Genomic DNA, 13,900 nt, shown 5'->3' with positions numbered 1-13,900 from the left:
CGCGCCGGTGCAGGCCGTCGTGGCGGTGCTGCGGCGGCCCTGCGATGCCGGGGCTGCTCACGAAAAAGGGGCCTCGGTCTCACGAAGAGTTGCCCGTGGCCGCGGCCCTTGCGCCTCGACAGTGCCTGCCGCCTTTGGCACTAACGGGGACATGCGTGTCATCCGGTTGATCTTCACCACATTTTTGCTGCTGGCAGTGCTCCCCTGGGGGGCCTATGCCGCGCGTTTCCCTGTGAACCCGACGACCGTTGAGGCGCAAAACACGCTTTCTGGTGGGGCCTGCGGCGCGGTGGCCGCGACGGAATGCCTGTCTGCGGCGCGCGACGCCACCGTGATGCCGCCGCCGCGCCGTTGTCACGGTCCGGCCTTGCCGGGGGCGCCCTGCGGTCCCGATGCGGTGCTGGGGCAGGCGGCGGTGACGCCGCAGGCGCATCACACCACGGTGCCTGCGCCGCGCGACACCACGGTCGCGCTGAGCGGGCGGGCATTGCGCCCCAATCTGGGACCACCCCGGATCAGCTGATGGTGCCGCCGCAAGGGTTTGCGGCTGTTTTCCCTCAGCTTTTCCAAGGATCCCTGACATGATTTCCCGACGTTCCTTCGTCGCGGCCGCTGCGGTGGCCTCGCTTTCGGCCTGTTCGCGCCCGCTCGCCCCCGATCTGCGCCCCGACCTCAACACCGCAACCCCGCCGGTGCCAGAACCGATCCCGCCCTTGCCCGCCTTTTACGGCGCAGTGCTGGATGAACCCTTTCCGGTGCCCGCAATCCCGGAAGGGGTGGTGGCTCAAAGGCTCTGGCGGCAAGAGGTGCCCAACCCGTTCCCCGATCAGCCGCAGGGCACGATCATCGTGAACCCCGACGCCGCCAACCTGCACCTTGTGGGGGCGGATGGCACGGCGCTGCGGTACGGCGTCTGTGTGGGGGCGGATGGCTTTGCCTGGAACGGCGATGCGGTGGTGCAGTTCACCCGCGCCTGGCCGCGCTGGAAGGCGCCCGACAGCATGGTGGCGCGCTGGCCGCAGTTTGAGCCCTATTCGGTGGCGAATGGCGGCATGGCGCCGGGGCCGGGCAATCCTCTGGGCGCGCGGGCGCTTTACCTCTTTCAGGATGGCAAGGACACGCTCTACCGCATCCACGGCGCCTGTGAGCCCGAACATCTGGGGCAGGCGGCCTCCTCGGGCTGTATCCGCCTGCTGGATCAGGACATCATCGATCTGGAAAAGCGCACGCGGCATGCGGCCAAAGTGGTGGTGCTGCCCTCGGTGCGGCGCACGCAGGTGGCCAGCCTCTATTGACCGGGACTGCCGGATGAGAAAAGGGCCGCCCCCGCGCATAGGGACGGCCCCGGTCGCGCGGGCAGAGCGGCCCTAATCGTCGCTGTCGTCCGCGCCCTGCGGCATGTTCTTCAGCAGGCGGTCGGCCTTTTTGCGCACCAGAACCGAGCGCAGATCATGCATGGCAAGCAGGAGCGCGTCGGTGACATTCTCCAGCTGCTCATCGCTGGCCTTCGACTGCACCCATTGCGTGGTCAGGTTCAGGTAATCCACCGCACGGTGGATATCGTCGATGTCGCGCTGCGCCAGCAGCGCCACCCGGTCGCGCAGCCAGCGGCGGATCTCCAGCAGATCCGCCTCTGACAATTGCCGGTCGCCATGGGCTTTGATCTCGCCGTTCTTGACGTTGACGAGGGCGATCTGGTCCATCTCGATCCGCCGCTGGCGGTTCTCGGTGTCCACCCGGAACACCGCCGCCCCGTTTTCACGGATGCGGAAGTAATAGTCGGGCAGATCGCCTGCCATGATGCCCCCGTCTTCCCGGCGCTCTGGCCGATGTTGTTATTTAAGCTTGCTGCAGAACGACTTGATCCGTGCGCAGGCCTCGGTCAAAGCCGCGTCCGAGGTAGCGTAGCTGATGCGGAAATTCGGCGAAAGACCGAAGGCCGCGCCAAAAACCACCGCCACCCCGGTTTCTTCCAAAAGCGCGGTGGCAAAGGCTTCGTCATTCGCAATCAGCGTGCCGCCTTCCGAGGTTTTGCCGATGCAATCGGCGATCGAGGGATAGACGTAGAACGCCCCCTCCGGCACCGGGCAGACGATGCCCGCGCAATCGTTCAGCCCGGCCACCACCAGATCACGGCGGCGCTCAAAGATCGCACGGCTGGACGTGACATAGTCCTGCGGACCGTTCAGCGCGGCGACCGCGGCCCACTGGCTGACCGAACAGGGGTTCGAGGTGGATTGCGACTGCACCTTGCCCATGGCGCGGATCAGCGTCTCGGGGCCCGCCGCATAGCCGATGCGCCAGCCGGTCATCGCATAGGCTTTGGAGACGCCATTGCAGGTCAGCGTGCGGTCATAGAGCGCGGGTTCCACCTCGGCCGGGGTGCAGAATTTGAAATCGCCGAACACCAGATGCTCATACATGTCATCGGTCATCACCCAGACATGCGGATGCCGCATCAGCACATCGGTCAGCTCTTTCAGCTCATCCCAGCTGTAGCCCGCGCCCGAAGGGTTCGAGGGCGAGTTGAACATGAACCATTTGGTTTTCGGGGTGATCGCGGCTTCCAGCTGTTCGCCGGTGATCTTGTAGCCGGTCTGCATCGGGCCTTCGACAAACACCGGCTCGCCGCCCGCCAGCAGCACCATATCGGGGTAAGAGACCCAGTAGGGCGCCGGAATGATCACCTCATCGCCGGGGTTCAGCGTGGCGACCAGCGCGTTGTAGAGGATTTGCTTGCCGCCGGTGCCCACCGAAACCTGGCTCGGTTTGTAGGTCAGGCCGTTCTCACGGGCGAATTTCTCGCAGATGGCTTTCTTCAGCTCGGGGATGCCGTCGACGGCGGTGTATTTCGTCTTGCCGGTATCAATGGCCTCTTTTGCCGCCAGCTTGATATGCTCGGGCGTGTCGAAATCCGGCTCGCCGGCGCCAAGGCCGATGATGTCACGGCCCGCGGCCTTCAGTTCGGCGGCTTTTTGCGTCACCGCAATCGTGGGCGAAGGTTTGACGCGCGCGAGCGTATCCGAGAGGAAAGCCATGGTGGGGGAACTCCGGTTTGTATCTGCCGGACCCATGTCTTAGGCTGCACCTTGCACCCGATCAAGCGAGAAGCAGAGCAGGAGGCACGATGGACGCCGAAAAACCCGAAAGCTGGTACAGCGAAGAAGCCGCAACCCTGGGCGACCGGCTGGCCGCCGCGCGCGAGGCGGCGGGGCTGAGCCAGAACCAATTGGCCACGCGGCTGGGGGTTCGTCTGAAAACCCTGAGCGGCTGGGAGAATGACAGCGCAGAACCCCGCGCCAACCGTTTGCAGATGCTGGCAGGGATGCTGGGCGTCTCGATCATGTGGCTGTTGACCGGCCGCGGGGATGGCGTGGAGGCGCCCGAAACCGCCGAGGCCGCCCCGCGGGCATCGCAGCAGGGTGTGATGGCGGGCGCAGAACCGGGCCGGGGGGCGGCTCCGCAGGGCCAGACGGGGATCAGCCCGGCGCAAGCGGCGGTGCTGTCAGAAATTCGCAGCATTCGCGCGCAGGTCGTTGATCTGGACGCGCGCTTGGGGCAGTTGGAGAAGCAGCTGCGCCAGTTGATGAAGGAACCGGTATGAATCCCCCGATCGAGGCCCCCCGAGACCCCTCTGAAAGCCAGGATGCCCGGCTGAAACGCATGCGGATGCGCAGCTGGCGGCGGGGCATCAAGGAAATGGATCTGATTCTCGGGCCGTTTTCGGATGAACATCTCGTCAATCTGACAGAAGAGGATCTGACCCTTTATGATCAGCTTTTGACCGAAAATGATCAGGAAATCTACCCGTGGATCACCGGTTCTGCGGAAACTCCCGTTAAATATCAAGAGCTTCTTGGCCGAATTGGTCAATTCGCACGCAACCGGCACACGCCCGTGCGTTGATCCGCCAGGGGCCGTTCTCGCGCGGGGAGCGGCCCATTACGCGAAGTCATTTTTGTAAATTTGATCCGCATTTTCGGCGCTTAACCGAAACTTTGGCTTTTGACGTCACATTCAGCCTCGGGAAGCGATTGCGGAGATTGGAATGACGATACAAAACGCGATTACCGATGCGCCACGCGCCGGGTTCATGACCTCCTATCTGGAGAGCCTGGCTTTGGTCGAGCGGCTGCACCGGCTGCTTCTCGATGTGGTCAAGGATGAGTTTGAGCGTCTGGGCGTGCTGGAGATCAACCCGGTGCAGGCGCTCTTGCTGTTCAACGTCGGCGAGAATGAGGTGACGGCGGGCGAGCTGAAGACCCGCGGCTATTATCAGGGCTCGAACGTCTCGTATAACCTGAAAAAGCTGGTTGAAACCGGACATATGCACCATCAGCGCTGCGAGATTGACCGCCGTTCGGTGCGGGTCAAGCTGACGCCGAAGGGCCGGGCGCTGCGTGATGCGGTGGGGGCTTTGTTCCAGCGGCATGCCGAGGGTATGGAAGCGCGGGGCGTGATCGGCGCCGATGGCATTGAGGATGTGAACCAGACGCTGCGCCGGCTGGAGCGCTACTGGACCGATCAGATCCGTTACATCTATTGACCCGCGACCGGGATCAGCAAACAGGGCCCCGGCAGCGATGCGGGGCCCTTTTCAATGGCGCGGGGTCTTTTTCAACGTCTTTTCAACGGGGCAGGGGCGGCCGAAAGCGGGCTACCGCCCCTGCCGCCCGGCCGTCGCTTCACCAGATCCCGGTGTTTTCCATGCTGGCCCAGGGTTCGGCCGGGGCTTTCGCTTCGCCGATTTGCAGCAGTTCCACCGAGACATTGTCCGGGCTGCGGACAAAGGCCATATGGCCGTCCCGCGGCGGGCGGTTGATGGTGACGCCATTGTCCATCAGATGCTGGCAGAGCGCGTAAATGTCGTCGGTGCCATAGGCCAGATGGCCGAAATGGCGGCTGTCCGCGGGCAGGCCGGTGTCGCCATCCCAGTTATAGGTCAGCTCGACCGGGCATTCCGGCTGTCCGGGAGGGGCCATGAAAATCAGCGAAAAACGCCCTTTTTCATTGTCGATGCGGCGGGTTTCTTCCAACCCGAGCAATTTGTAAAACGCCATGGATTTCTCCAGGTCGAGAACCCGGACCATCGTGTGCAGATATTTCAATGTCATTTTGCCTCTCTTGCGCCAGAAGGGATTGGGCGGCGCCTGCGGTTTGCTCTGGTCCAGACCATAGCGCGCCGCGCAGGGAAGGCCAGCCCGAAGCGGGCGCAGAGGTCGGATGGGGGGACGCTAAAAGGCCGAGCGCAGCCCGAAATTCACCGAGAATTCCGAATGGGAAAACCGGCTGACATTGCTCTCGACGTTCAGGGCACGCAGTTTGACGCGGGGCTGGAACCCGGCAAAGGCCAGCGCGGGGTTCCACAGGTCGAGGTCGGCCCAGAGGGTGCGGTCCTGCCGACCGCCCGGCACCGCCCCCAGTGCCAGTTCGATGTAATCGGGGTAATCCGTCAGGCTGCCGCCCAGCGACAGCGCCCCGGAGAAGGGACCCACGGGGCGTGCAGGTTGCCAGGTCAGCTGCACCGTCGAGCTGAGCGAGCGCAGGTTGCTGGCCCCGGCGTCCGCCTGACGCAGGGCCACGCCCGCGGCGAGGATATCCCCCTTGGGCAGGGCGTGGCGCCATTGCGCCTGCAGCCCGAACAGCCTCTGATCCTGATCTGCCCGCCGTTCAGACCAGCGGTATTCGCCGCTGGCGCCAAAGGACAGCAGATCACGCGCGCCGAGCGTATGGCTCTGGCTCAGCGCCACTTCACCATAGTGAAAGGAGCGGTTGCCCGCTTCCCAGCTCTGGCCGCCGGTCAGTTGCACGACACGGCTGCCCCGGGGGCGGGGCTGTTGCCAGCGCAGTGCCAGTTCGGCATTGGCGCTGTCAAAGGCATCGCTGGGGGGCGGCGGCAAAACGCCACTGCCGCCCGGGGCTTGCGTCGCCTGCTGCCGCGCCGAGGCACTCAGCGCGACACCTTTGAGATAGAGGCGCGCATCCAGCCACAGTTGACCGCCCGGCCGCGTCAGCAGCCGGCGGTTCACCTCGGCGTTCAACGTGGCCACCGTGCCCGAGAGCGCCTGCGCAGAGCCGCTGAGAAGGCCGACGGCCGGCATGCCATCGACCGTGTTGTAGCGGCTGTCTGCGCCCGCATTGACATTGGACGAGGGCGAGAGGCTGAACCGGGCCGAGGCGCGCCAGTCCGCCGCCTCCTGTAGGGCGCGCAGGGCGGCCAGGCTCTCCTGCCGCGCCGCCCGGGTGGGGGCCGCCTCAACCGCGCGGCGCAGCCAGAACCGCGCCCATGCCGGTTGATCGTTGCGCAGCGCCGCGCCTGCGGTCAGCCGCGCCGCCTGATGGCGTTGCAGGTCCGATCCGCTGCTGCGAAAGGCCAGCCGTCCTTCGCGCGATGCCGCCGGGGCATCGCCCAGGCGGAAATAAACCATGCCGCGCAGATAATGCGCCAGCGCGTCCCGGGGGTCAGCTTCGATCAGCGTGCGGGCGATCTCGTCGGTGAGCGGCAGATCTCCGGCCGCCAAAGCCGTCACCCCGGCCTGCCGCAGCTGGTCCGGGGTCAGTGTCTCGGCCCGCAGCGCGATGACCGGAAGCGCCAGCGCCAGCGCCATCCCCAACGCCATGTGCCGAATGATCTGCGGCCGGACGCGCCGCGCCCGGCGCAGGCTCATGGTGTGACGGTGGGCGCGACGTCGTCGCAGATGCTGGACGCACCGGAATTGCCGCATTGGCCGAGCACGAAGATGCCGTATTCCTCTTCGTTGTCAAAGGCATCCTCAAATCCGGAGAGATGCGTGGCACCGGCAACCGAAGCGGCGTTCGTGCCGCCGAAAACGCCTCCGAAATCACCGACGACCGTGCGATCTGCCAGATTGATCTCGCCGCTGAAGGCACCGTTCGCGTCGATCGTCCCATCGACCAGAAAGATCGTGGCGAGGGCCATATTCGTGTCAACGATCTCGCGGTTGTAGACCGCGCCGTTGACGAGGTTGTCGGCAAAATTGGCGTTCAGGAAGACGTCACCCGAGACGCGGGCTGCCTGATGCGGAACTAGCGATTCATCCGTGCCCGCAGGAATGTCCAGCGTCTGATCCGAGCTGATGGTGTGGGCGCCGGTCACGGGGTCGCGCGCCAGACCCAGATTGGTCAGGCCCGCATAGCTGCCCGCATAGCTGACCTGCCCGGTCCCGGGCGCGGGATCGGTCAATGGCGGGGCATCAAAGCCCCCGGTGCGGCTGTAATTTGTCCCGGCATAAAAACGGGTGAACTGCCCGCCATCGCCTGCAACACCTGCCTGCACGCTGCCATCCGCGCTTTCGGCGGCAAGGGCGATGAAGAAGCGATCCAGCGCGTCTTCCTGCACGGTGAAGGCCTCATAGCCGGGTACATCCAGCGCGGCATTGCGCACAAAGCTGGCGGCGGCCGGGGTGGAGTCGAGGCCCGTCATCGTCACATTGATCGTCTGATTGCGGGCGCTGTACAGAATGCTGTCGACATTATGGGCCAATATGCTGGGCACCACGATGGCCGCCGTACCGCCACCGCCGCCATTGCCGCCGGAATTGTTTCCGACCACCGCCGCTCCGCCACAACCGCAGAGCATCCCCGCCGAGAGCAACGCGCCCATAAACCTGGTCATTCGATCTCTTTCACTAAAATTCTCGCGGAAACGTGACGAAAGGGGCTGCCAAAGTCAATCAGCCGCACGGGGCGCCCTGCAGCGCCGGCGCCGAGCGTTGCACTTCTGCCCCGCCCATCTTCTTCGTCCGTCGGCCCCGCTTCCGGGCCGATGCCGGTGTCGGCCGGGGCGGCCGCGTCCGGACCGGCGGGCGCGCCGCGCTTTGCCATTGCGCTGGTTATCGGCTGTCTCCGGGGCGCGGACAATTGGCCTCAGCCGGGAAACCGCGCGAGGGCTTCGGCAAAGATCGCCTCATCCACATTGCCGCCCGAGCCGATCACCACCACCTCCTCGCCCAGATCGGGGCGGAAAAGGGCGGCGGCCAGCGCCACGGCGCCGCCGGGTTCCAGAACCACCCGCAGATGGCGGAAGGCAAGCACCATCGCCTGCAGCGCCTCGTCATCGCTGACCACCAGACCGGGGCCGCAGAGCCGTTGCAGGATGGGAAAGGTGATCTGCCCCGGCTCCGGCGTCACGATGGCATCGCAGACCGAGCCGCCAAGGGTCGCGTTGCGCTGAACGCTGCCGCTGGCGAGGCTGCGGGCGGTGTCGTCAAACCCCGCCGGTTCTGCGGGCCGCACCCGCATCGCGCTGCCCTCCAGCGCCAGCGCAATGCCCGCCGTCATGCCGCCACCGCCACAGCAGGTGATCACCTCACCGGCCCAGCCCGCAGGCATGTCTTCCAGTATTTCCAGACCGATGGTGCCCTGTCCGGCAATCACCTCCGGCTCGTCATAGGGTTTCACCAGCGTCAGCCCCCGGCTTTCCGACAGGGCGGCGCCGATCACCTCGCGCTGTTCGGTCAGCCGGTTATAGAGCACCACTTCGGCCCCCAGCGCGCGGGTGTTGGCGATCTTCACCTGCGGCGCATCGGCGGGCATGACGATCACCGCAGGCACGCCGTAGGCCGCCGCCGCCCGCGCCACACCCTGCGCGTGGTTGCCTGAGGAAAAGGCGAGGATGCCGCGCGCCCGCACCGCCTCGGGCAGTGCCGAGAGGGCGGCCCAGGCGCCGCGCGCCTTGAACGAGCCGGTGGGCTGCAGGCATTCCGCCTTGAGATGGATCCGCCGTCCGGCCAGCGCATCAAGGGCGGCGGAATTCAGCAAGGGCGTGCGCAGCACATGGCCCTTGATGCGGGTGGCGGCAGCCAGAACATCGGCGCGGGTGGGCAGGGGCAGGCTCATGCAAGGGCTCCGATCCAGCGGTGGAGGACGTCGAGAGAGGCGGGCTCATCCAGCCAGGGGATATGCGCGCGGTCCGGCACTTCGGCAAAGATCATATCCGGGCGGCGCGCCTGCATGCCCGCCACCGTGGCCGGGCTGAGCAGGTCGGAATTGGCGCCCCGCAGCAGCGCCAGAGGCAGGCCTGCGCAGGTGCCAAACAGCGGCCAGAGATCCACCTCCGGCCCCTCGAATGCCTTGAGAAACGACGCGCGCAGCGCCGGATCATAGTTGATCTTGAGCCCCTCCGGCGTCTCGCGGTAATGGCGGCGCACATCCTCGCCCCAACGCCCCTCGGGCACATGGTCAAAGCCGGGCATCAGGCTGGGCAGTTTGGCCGCCAGCTCATCATAGCTCTGGGCGCGCGGGTTGCGGCCGACATAGCCAAAGATCTTCTCCAGCCCCGCCCGCTCGATCACCGGCCCGACATCGTTCAGCGCAAGCCCCAGAAGGCGCGGCTTGGCGGTGGCGGCCAGGAACATGCCGATCAGCCCCCCGCGCGAGGTGCCGAGGACGGCCGCCTGCGCCAGCCCGAGATGATCGAGCAGCGCCAGCGCATCCTCGGCCTCCTGCGGCACGGTATAGCTCGCCTCGCCGGTGAAATCCGAGTCGCCACGGCCCCGGTAATCGGGGCAGATCAGCTGCACGCCAGAGAGATGCGGCGCGACATAGTCAAAATCGCGGTGCGTGCGGGTCAGGCCCGAGAGGGCCAGCACCGGCAGCCCGGTCCCGTGCACGCGGTAGGCCAGACGGGCGCCATCACGGGCGGTGAAAAATTCGGTCATCGGTCTCTCCGGCTGGGCGCGCGGCGCACGCGCGGGGCGAAGAGTGGCCCGGGGCGCGCCCTTGTGCAAGGGGGCCCCGGGATCGGTGGGGTCTTTGCGCGGTTGCCGGGATCAGCCTGCAGGCGGCGCCCAGGCCTTCATCGCCGCCTCGACATCCATCCACATCGGCTCGAACACATGGCCGTCGGGGTCGGAAAAGCTGCGGCCATACATGAAATCGCCCATCTCGGTCACCTTGCCCGTGTCGGTGCCGCCCGCCGCAATCGCGGCCTCGGTGATCGCATCCACCTCGGCGCGGCTGTTGCGCGAGAGGCAGATCAGATGCTGGCAGCTTTTCGCCGCATCGCCCACCGGCAGCGGCGCAAAGCTTTGAAATTTCGCATGCTCAAGGATCATCAGATAGATGGTGTCCGAGATTTTCACGCAGGCCGATGTGGCGTCGCAAAACCGCTCGTCAAAGGTAAAGCCGAGCGCGGCGTAAAAATCGCGGCTGCGGGCGATGCTGGTGATCGGCAGGTTGAGGAAGATAAGTTGTGGGGTCATGACGGTCTCCTCCGTGGACTGCTTGCAGGATGGCCATATTGGTACTATATTGCAATTGAAAAGTATCAAAATAGTACTAAAAATGGCGGGCCATTGAAATGTCAGAAAAAAAGCGCGAGTATCAGGATGGCTGCGCCTTTGCGCAGGCGCTGGACATGCTGGGCGAGCGCTGGGCCTTGCTGGTGGTGCGCGAGCTGGTGTTTGGCCCGCGCCGGTTCACCGATCTGAAAACGGCACTGGTGGGAATCGCGCCGACCATGCTCTCGGCACGGCTGTCGGATCTGGAGGCGGGCGGGGTGATCTGCCGGACCGAACTGCCGCGTCCGGCGCGGGGGCAGGCCTATGCGTTGACCGACTGGGGGCAGGAGCTGGCGCCGGTGTTCACCGTGCTGGGCCGCTGGGCCGCCCGCAATCCCCGGCTGCGCTTTGGGCTGCCGCTGACGGTCTCGGCGGCGGTGCTGAGCCTGCGCGCGATGTTTCGCGGCGATCTGGCGGCGGGCGTGGCGCTGGAGATCGGGCTGGAGCTGTCGGGCGAGCCGTTTTGCCTGCGCATCGCGGCGGGGGAGCTGACGGTCGAGCCGGGCCGCGCCACGGCGCCAATGGCCGGGGTGGCGGGCGATCAGAACCTGCTGCTGGGCGTGCTCTATGCGGGCCAGAGCTGGGCCGAGGCGGAAGCGGCGGGGCTTGCCCTCTCGGGTGACAGTGCGGCGCTGGAGACCTTGGCGCGGCTTTTCCCGATGCCGGAGGCGGCGGGGGCGTGAGGGCGGGCGGCAAACGCATTGCGCGTTGGTATTCTTGCGGCGTTGTGTTTCCCTGACTTGGCTGGTTTTACATCAAGAGAGTTTCAATGAGCATTTACGACCCCTTGCGCGACCGCCTGTCATCTCTCCGCGTCACCAAGGTCAGGATGAGTTTCGTGGATATTGAAGAGATCATCGGCCGCGATTTGCCTGCGAGCGCCCGAAAATATCAAGCGTGGTGGGGAAACAACGACGAGGGAGGCAAACGGCATTCGGCTGCCTGGATGCACGCTGGATGGCGTACGGAAGATCTTGCTCTGGAGATGGAAGAAGTTAGTTTCGTGAGGGATGTCGGGGCACGGCCATCGGCGATCTTCGGTGCCGCGATCGCGACCTCGCTCGATGCAAGTTGGGTTGCCGCGGGAGAAATTACTCTTTCTCAGGAGGGGGTGCTGTGCTTCCCGCACGCACCCACAGATGCGGGCATCTACCGTTTCCGGTTTTCAGGAGGGGAAGGGTTTCGCTGTTATATCGGCGAAAGTGCGAACTTGAACAGACGCTTTGGCTTTTATCGACGCCCAGGTTCGACGCAGGCGACGAATTTGCGTCTGAACGCACTGATGATCGCCCATCTTGCGGATCTCGGCAAGATTGCGGTGGATATCATCACCAAGATTGGCACCTTGCAGCTGGGCGGTTTTGCTCATCAGAGCAACTTCACAGACAAGGCGGTCCGGAGGCTGTTTGAGCAAGCTGCGATCGTGGCAGACGGCGCCACCGAAATAGAGTCACTTAATCGCTGATCAAACGTCCGCGCTGCCAGTTCCCCCCCCCCCTCACCAAAAAGGGCGCCCGAAGGCGCCCCATTCCGTAACCCCACAGGGCCATGTCCCAACACTCAGAGGTTTTCCGACTGCGGCATCCCCAGCACGTGATAGCCGCAATCCACGGTGACAATCTCGCCCGTGGTGCAATTGCCGTAATCCGAGGCGAGGAACACCGCTGCACCCCCCACGGCCTCCAGCGTCGCATTCTGGCGCAGGGGGCTGTTGGCTTCGGTATGGCGGAAAGTCTTGCGTGCGCCGCCGATGGCGGCACCGGCCAGTGTCTTCATCGGGCCCGGGCTGACCGCATTCACCCGGATGCCTTGCGGCCCGAGGTCATTGGCCAGATAGCGCACCGAGCTCTCCAGCGCCGCCTTCGCCACACCCATCACGTTGTAGAACGGCGTCACCCGGTTCGAGCCGCCATAGGTCAGCGTGATCAGACTGCCGCCCTCCGGCATCAGCTCGGCGGCGCGGCGCGACACGTCGATGAAGCTGAAGCACGAGATGTTCAGCGCCGTCGCGAAATTCTCGCGGCTGGTGTTGCTGAAGCGGCCCGCCAGCTCGTTCTTGTCGGCGAAAGCAATGGCATGCACCAGAAAGTCGATGCTGCCCCAGCTGTCCTTCAGCGTCGCAAAGGCCGCATCCATGCTCTCGTCATTGGTCACATCCACATCGACCAGCAGCGAGGCCCCGACCGAGGCCGCCAGCGGCTCCACCCGTTTGCCAAAGGCCTCACCCTGATAGGAAAAGGCAAGCTCGGCCCCCTCCGCATGCAGGGCCTTGGCGATGCCCCAGGCAATCGAGCGCTCATTCGCGACGCCCATCACGAGCCCGCGCTTGCCCTTCATCAGATCGGCCATCGCGCCCTCACCCGTTGAATTTGGAGAAGGCGAGGGAGGCATTGGTACCCCCGAAGCCAAAGCTGTTCGACACAACCGTGTCCAGATCGACGCCATCGCGCATCGTGGTGACGATCTCGGACGGGTCGAGTGCCGGGTCGAGCGTGGTGACATTGGCCGAGGCGGCGATGAAGCGGTGCTGCATCATCAGGAGCGAATAGATCGCCTCGTGCACGCCGGTGGCGCCCAGGCTGTGCCCGGTCAGCGATTTCGTCGAGGAAATCGGCGGGGTGTTGCCCTTGCCAAAGATCCGCCGCGCGGCTTCCACCTCGGAGATATCGCCCACCGGGGTCGAGGTGCCGTGGCTGTTGATGTAGTCCACATGGCGGCCTTCGCCGAGCGTGGACATCGCCAGCCGCATCGCGCGCTCGCCGCCCTCACCCGAGGGGGCGACCATGTCATAGCCGTCGGAGGTGGCGCCATAGCCGGTCAGCTCGGCATAGATCTTCGCGCCCCGGGCCTTGGCATGCTCCAGCTCTTCCAGAACCAGCACACCGCCGCCGCCCGCGATGACGAAACCGTCGCGCGTCGCGTCATAGGGGCGCGAGGCGGTCGCCGGCGCGTCGTTGTATTTCGACGACATCGCGCCCATCGCATCGAACAGACACGACAGCGTCCAGTCGAGTTCCTCGCCGCCACCGGCAAAGACCACATCCTGCTTGCCCATCTGGATCAGCTCGGCGGCATTGCCGACGCAATGCGCCGAGGTCGAGCAGGCCGAGGTGATCGAATAGTTCACGCCCTTGATCTTGAACGGCGTGGCAAGGCAGGCCGAATTGGTCGAGGACATGCAGCGGGTGACCATGAAGGGGCCCATCCGCTTCGGGCTGCCCTTTTCCAGGGTGATCCGGTGCGCCTCAAAGAAATTCGAGGTGGAGGGGCCGCCCGAGCCCATGATCAGCCCGGTGCGCTCATTCGAGACATCCGAAGGCTCCAGCCCGGAATCGGCAATCGCCTGTTCCATCGCCAGGAAGTTATAGGCGGCACCCGGCCCCATGAAGCGCAGGTTGCGCTTGTCGATATGGTCCTCGAGCACGATCTGCGGCATGCCGTGCACCTGGCTGCGGAACCCGCGCTCGGTATATTCGGGGGCGGCAACAATGCCCGACCGGCCTGCCTTGAGGCTGGCGGTGACTTCTTCGGCTGAATTGCCGATGGGCGAGATGATGCCCATACCGGTGATGACGACGCGCCGCATGGGGGCCTCCTGT

General features: G+C 65.3%; 17 protein-coding genes. 7 read left to right on the top strand and 10 right to left on the bottom strand.

Annotated features, from left to right (window positions below; translation table 11 throughout):
* Positions 1–151: 151 nt before the first annotated feature.
* Both ACEN2S_RS16540 and ACEN2S_RS16535 read left to right on the top strand, forming a co-directional pair.
* Positions 152–523, top strand: a complete 372-nt coding sequence (locus tag ACEN2S_RS16540; RefSeq protein ID WP_441867905.1) for a hypothetical protein — start codon at positions 152–154, stop codon at positions 521–523.
* Between the two features lie 58 nt (positions 524–581).
* Positions 582–1,295 carry a L,D-transpeptidase gene (locus ACEN2S_RS16535; protein WP_441867903.1) on the top strand — a complete coding sequence of 238 codons (714 nt, stop codon included), beginning with the start codon at positions 582–584 and terminating at the stop codon, positions 1,293–1,295.
* 72 nt (positions 1,296–1,367) lie between these two features.
* Here the strand turns inward: ACEN2S_RS16535 and ACEN2S_RS16530 are convergent, their stop codons facing one another.
* Both ACEN2S_RS16530 and ACEN2S_RS16525 read right to left on the bottom strand, forming a co-directional pair.
* On the bottom strand, positions 1,368–1,799 hold the full coding sequence (locus ACEN2S_RS16530) for a hypothetical protein (protein ID WP_441867901.1): 432 nt from the start codon (positions 1,797–1,799) through the stop codon (positions 1,368–1,370).
* Between the two features lie 36 nt (positions 1,800–1,835).
* On the bottom strand, positions 1,836–3,038 hold the full coding sequence (locus ACEN2S_RS16525) for a pyridoxal phosphate-dependent aminotransferase (RefSeq protein WP_441867899.1): 1,203 nt from the start codon (positions 3,036–3,038) through the stop codon (positions 1,836–1,838).
* 89 nt (positions 3,039–3,127) lie between these two features.
* On the opposite strand from ACEN2S_RS16525, the gene ACEN2S_RS16520 reads away from it, so the two are divergent.
* The 3 genes from ACEN2S_RS16520 to ACEN2S_RS16510 all read left to right on the top strand — a co-directional run bounded on the left by ACEN2S_RS16520 (position 3,128) and on the right by ACEN2S_RS16510 (position 4,546).
* Positions 3,128–3,604, top strand: a complete 477-nt coding sequence (locus ACEN2S_RS16520) for a helix-turn-helix domain-containing protein (protein ID WP_441867897.1) — start codon at positions 3,128–3,130, stop codon at positions 3,602–3,604.
* A gap of 59 nt (positions 3,605–3,663) precedes the next feature.
* Positions 3,664–3,906, top strand: coding sequence for a succinate dehydrogenase assembly factor 2 (locus ACEN2S_RS16515; protein ID WP_441867895.1), 243 nt, complete (start codon positions 3,664–3,666; stop codon positions 3,904–3,906).
* A 142-nt stretch (positions 3,907–4,048) separates the two neighbouring features.
* Positions 4,049–4,546, top strand: a complete 498-nt coding sequence (locus tag ACEN2S_RS16510) for a MarR family winged helix-turn-helix transcriptional regulator (RefSeq protein WP_441867893.1) — start codon at positions 4,049–4,051, stop codon at positions 4,544–4,546.
* Between the two features lie 139 nt (positions 4,547–4,685).
* Here the strand turns inward: ACEN2S_RS16510 and ACEN2S_RS16505 are convergent, their stop codons facing one another.
* The 6 genes from ACEN2S_RS16505 to ACEN2S_RS16480 form a co-directional block, all read right to left on the bottom strand.
* Positions 4,686–5,114 (bottom strand): VOC family protein, encoded by a 429-nt coding sequence (locus tag ACEN2S_RS16505; protein WP_441867891.1) that lies wholly within the window; start codon positions 5,112–5,114, stop codon positions 4,686–4,688.
* 120 nt (positions 5,115–5,234) lie between these two features.
* Positions 5,235–6,620 carry a tetratricopeptide repeat protein gene (locus ACEN2S_RS16500; RefSeq protein ID WP_441867889.1) on the bottom strand — a complete coding sequence of 462 codons (1,386 nt, stop codon included), beginning with the start codon at positions 6,618–6,620 and terminating at the stop codon, positions 5,235–5,237.
* A gap of 44 nt (positions 6,621–6,664) precedes the next feature.
* On the bottom strand, positions 6,665–7,636 hold the full coding sequence (locus tag ACEN2S_RS16495) for a thymidylate synthase (protein WP_441867887.1): 972 nt from the start codon (positions 7,634–7,636) through the stop codon (positions 6,665–6,667).
* Positions 7,637–7,887: 251 nt separating this feature from the next.
* Positions 7,888–8,859, bottom strand: coding sequence for a threonine ammonia-lyase (locus tag ACEN2S_RS16490; RefSeq protein WP_441867885.1), 972 nt, complete (start codon positions 8,857–8,859; stop codon positions 7,888–7,890).
* Positions 8,856–9,680, bottom strand: a complete 825-nt coding sequence (locus tag ACEN2S_RS16485; protein WP_441867883.1) for an alpha/beta fold hydrolase — start codon at positions 9,678–9,680, stop codon at positions 8,856–8,858. The genes ACEN2S_RS16490 and ACEN2S_RS16485 overlap by 4 nt, the downstream gene beginning before the upstream one ends.
* 111 nt (positions 9,681–9,791) lie before the next feature.
* Positions 9,792–10,223, bottom strand: coding sequence for a VOC family protein (locus ACEN2S_RS16480; protein WP_441867881.1), 432 nt, complete (start codon positions 10,221–10,223; stop codon positions 9,792–9,794).
* Between the two features lie 98 nt (positions 10,224–10,321).
* On the opposite strand from ACEN2S_RS16480, the gene ACEN2S_RS16475 reads away from it, so the two are divergent.
* Both ACEN2S_RS16475 and ACEN2S_RS16470 read left to right on the top strand, forming a co-directional pair.
* On the top strand, positions 10,322–10,984 hold the full coding sequence (locus ACEN2S_RS16475) for a winged helix-turn-helix transcriptional regulator (protein WP_441867879.1): 663 nt from the start codon (positions 10,322–10,324) through the stop codon (positions 10,982–10,984).
* Between the two features lie 86 nt (positions 10,985–11,070).
* A complete protein-coding gene (locus ACEN2S_RS16470; protein WP_441867877.1) occupies positions 11,071–11,766 on the top strand; it encodes a DUF7662 domain-containing protein in 696 nt (231 codons plus the stop codon).
* Between the two features lie 95 nt (positions 11,767–11,861).
* On the opposite strand, the gene ACEN2S_RS16465 is transcribed toward ACEN2S_RS16470, so the two are convergent.
* Together ACEN2S_RS16465 and fabB are read right to left on the bottom strand one after the other, a co-directional pair.
* A complete protein-coding gene (locus ACEN2S_RS16465; RefSeq protein ID WP_441867875.1) occupies positions 11,862–12,650 on the bottom strand; it encodes an enoyl-ACP reductase FabI in 789 nt (262 codons plus the stop codon).
* A 7-nt stretch (positions 12,651–12,657) separates the two neighbouring features.
* Entirely contained in the window at positions 12,658–13,887 is a 1,230-nt protein-coding gene (fabB, locus tag ACEN2S_RS16460) for a beta-ketoacyl-ACP synthase I (protein ID WP_441867873.1), read from the bottom strand.
* Positions 13,888–13,900: the final 13 nt, after the last annotated feature.

It is taken from the genome of Phaeovulum sp. W22_SRMD_FR3 (genome assembly GCF_052113705.1).
In the GTDB taxonomy this organism is placed as follows: domain Bacteria; phylum Pseudomonadota; class Alphaproteobacteria; order Rhodobacterales; family Rhodobacteraceae; genus JBGQOG01.
Note: the sequence above shows the minus strand (reverse complement) of the source record. Positions and strands in the feature narration are given on the sequence as shown.

Excerpts from the sequence above, each read along its gene's own strand:
- ACEN2S_RS16540 (WP_441867905.1), top strand. The coding sequence starts at position 152 with ATGCGTGTCATCCGGTTGATCTTCACCACATTTTTGCTGCTGGCAGTG.
- ACEN2S_RS16535 (WP_441867903.1), top strand. The coding sequence starts at position 582 with ATGATTTCCCGACGTTCCTTCGTCGCGGCCGCTGCGGTGGCCTCGCTT.
- ACEN2S_RS16530 (WP_441867901.1), bottom strand. The coding sequence starts at position 1,799 with ATGGCAGGCGATCTGCCCGACTATTACTTCCGCATCCGTGAAAACGGG.
- ACEN2S_RS16525 (WP_441867899.1), bottom strand. The coding sequence starts at position 3,038 with ATGGCTTTCCTCTCGGATACGCTCGCGCGCGTCAAACCTTCGCCCACG.
- ACEN2S_RS16520 (WP_441867897.1), top strand. The coding sequence starts at position 3,128 with ATGGACGCCGAAAAACCCGAAAGCTGGTACAGCGAAGAAGCCGCAACC.
- ACEN2S_RS16515 (WP_441867895.1), top strand. The coding sequence starts at position 3,664 with ATGCGGATGCGCAGCTGGCGGCGGGGCATCAAGGAAATGGATCTGATT.
- ACEN2S_RS16510 (WP_441867893.1), top strand. The coding sequence starts at position 4,049 with ATGACGATACAAAACGCGATTACCGATGCGCCACGCGCCGGGTTCATG.
- ACEN2S_RS16505 (WP_441867891.1), bottom strand. The coding sequence starts at position 5,114 with ATGACATTGAAATATCTGCACACGATGGTCCGGGTTCTCGACCTGGAG.
- ACEN2S_RS16500 (WP_441867889.1), bottom strand. The coding sequence starts at position 6,620 with ATGGCGTTGGGGATGGCGCTGGCGCTGGCGCTTCCGGTCATCGCGCTG.
- ACEN2S_RS16495 (WP_441867887.1), bottom strand. The coding sequence starts at position 7,636 with ATGACCAGGTTTATGGGCGCGTTGCTCTCGGCGGGGATGCTCTGCGGT.
- ACEN2S_RS16490 (WP_441867885.1), bottom strand. The coding sequence starts at position 8,859 with ATGAGCCTGCCCCTGCCCACCCGCGCCGATGTTCTGGCTGCCGCCACC.
- ACEN2S_RS16485 (WP_441867883.1), bottom strand. The coding sequence starts at position 9,680 with ATGACCGAATTTTTCACCGCCCGTGATGGCGCCCGTCTGGCCTACCGC.
- ACEN2S_RS16480 (WP_441867881.1), bottom strand. The coding sequence starts at position 10,223 with ATGACCCCACAACTTATCTTCCTCAACCTGCCGATCACCAGCATCGCC.
- ACEN2S_RS16475 (WP_441867879.1), top strand. The coding sequence starts at position 10,322 with ATGTCAGAAAAAAAGCGCGAGTATCAGGATGGCTGCGCCTTTGCGCAG.
- ACEN2S_RS16470 (WP_441867877.1), top strand. The coding sequence starts at position 11,071 with ATGAGCATTTACGACCCCTTGCGCGACCGCCTGTCATCTCTCCGCGTC.
- ACEN2S_RS16465 (WP_441867875.1), bottom strand. The coding sequence starts at position 12,650 with ATGGCCGATCTGATGAAGGGCAAGCGCGGGCTCGTGATGGGCGTCGCG.
- fabB (WP_441867873.1), bottom strand. The coding sequence starts at position 13,887 with ATGCGGCGCGTCGTCATCACCGGTATGGGCATCATCTCGCCCATCGGC.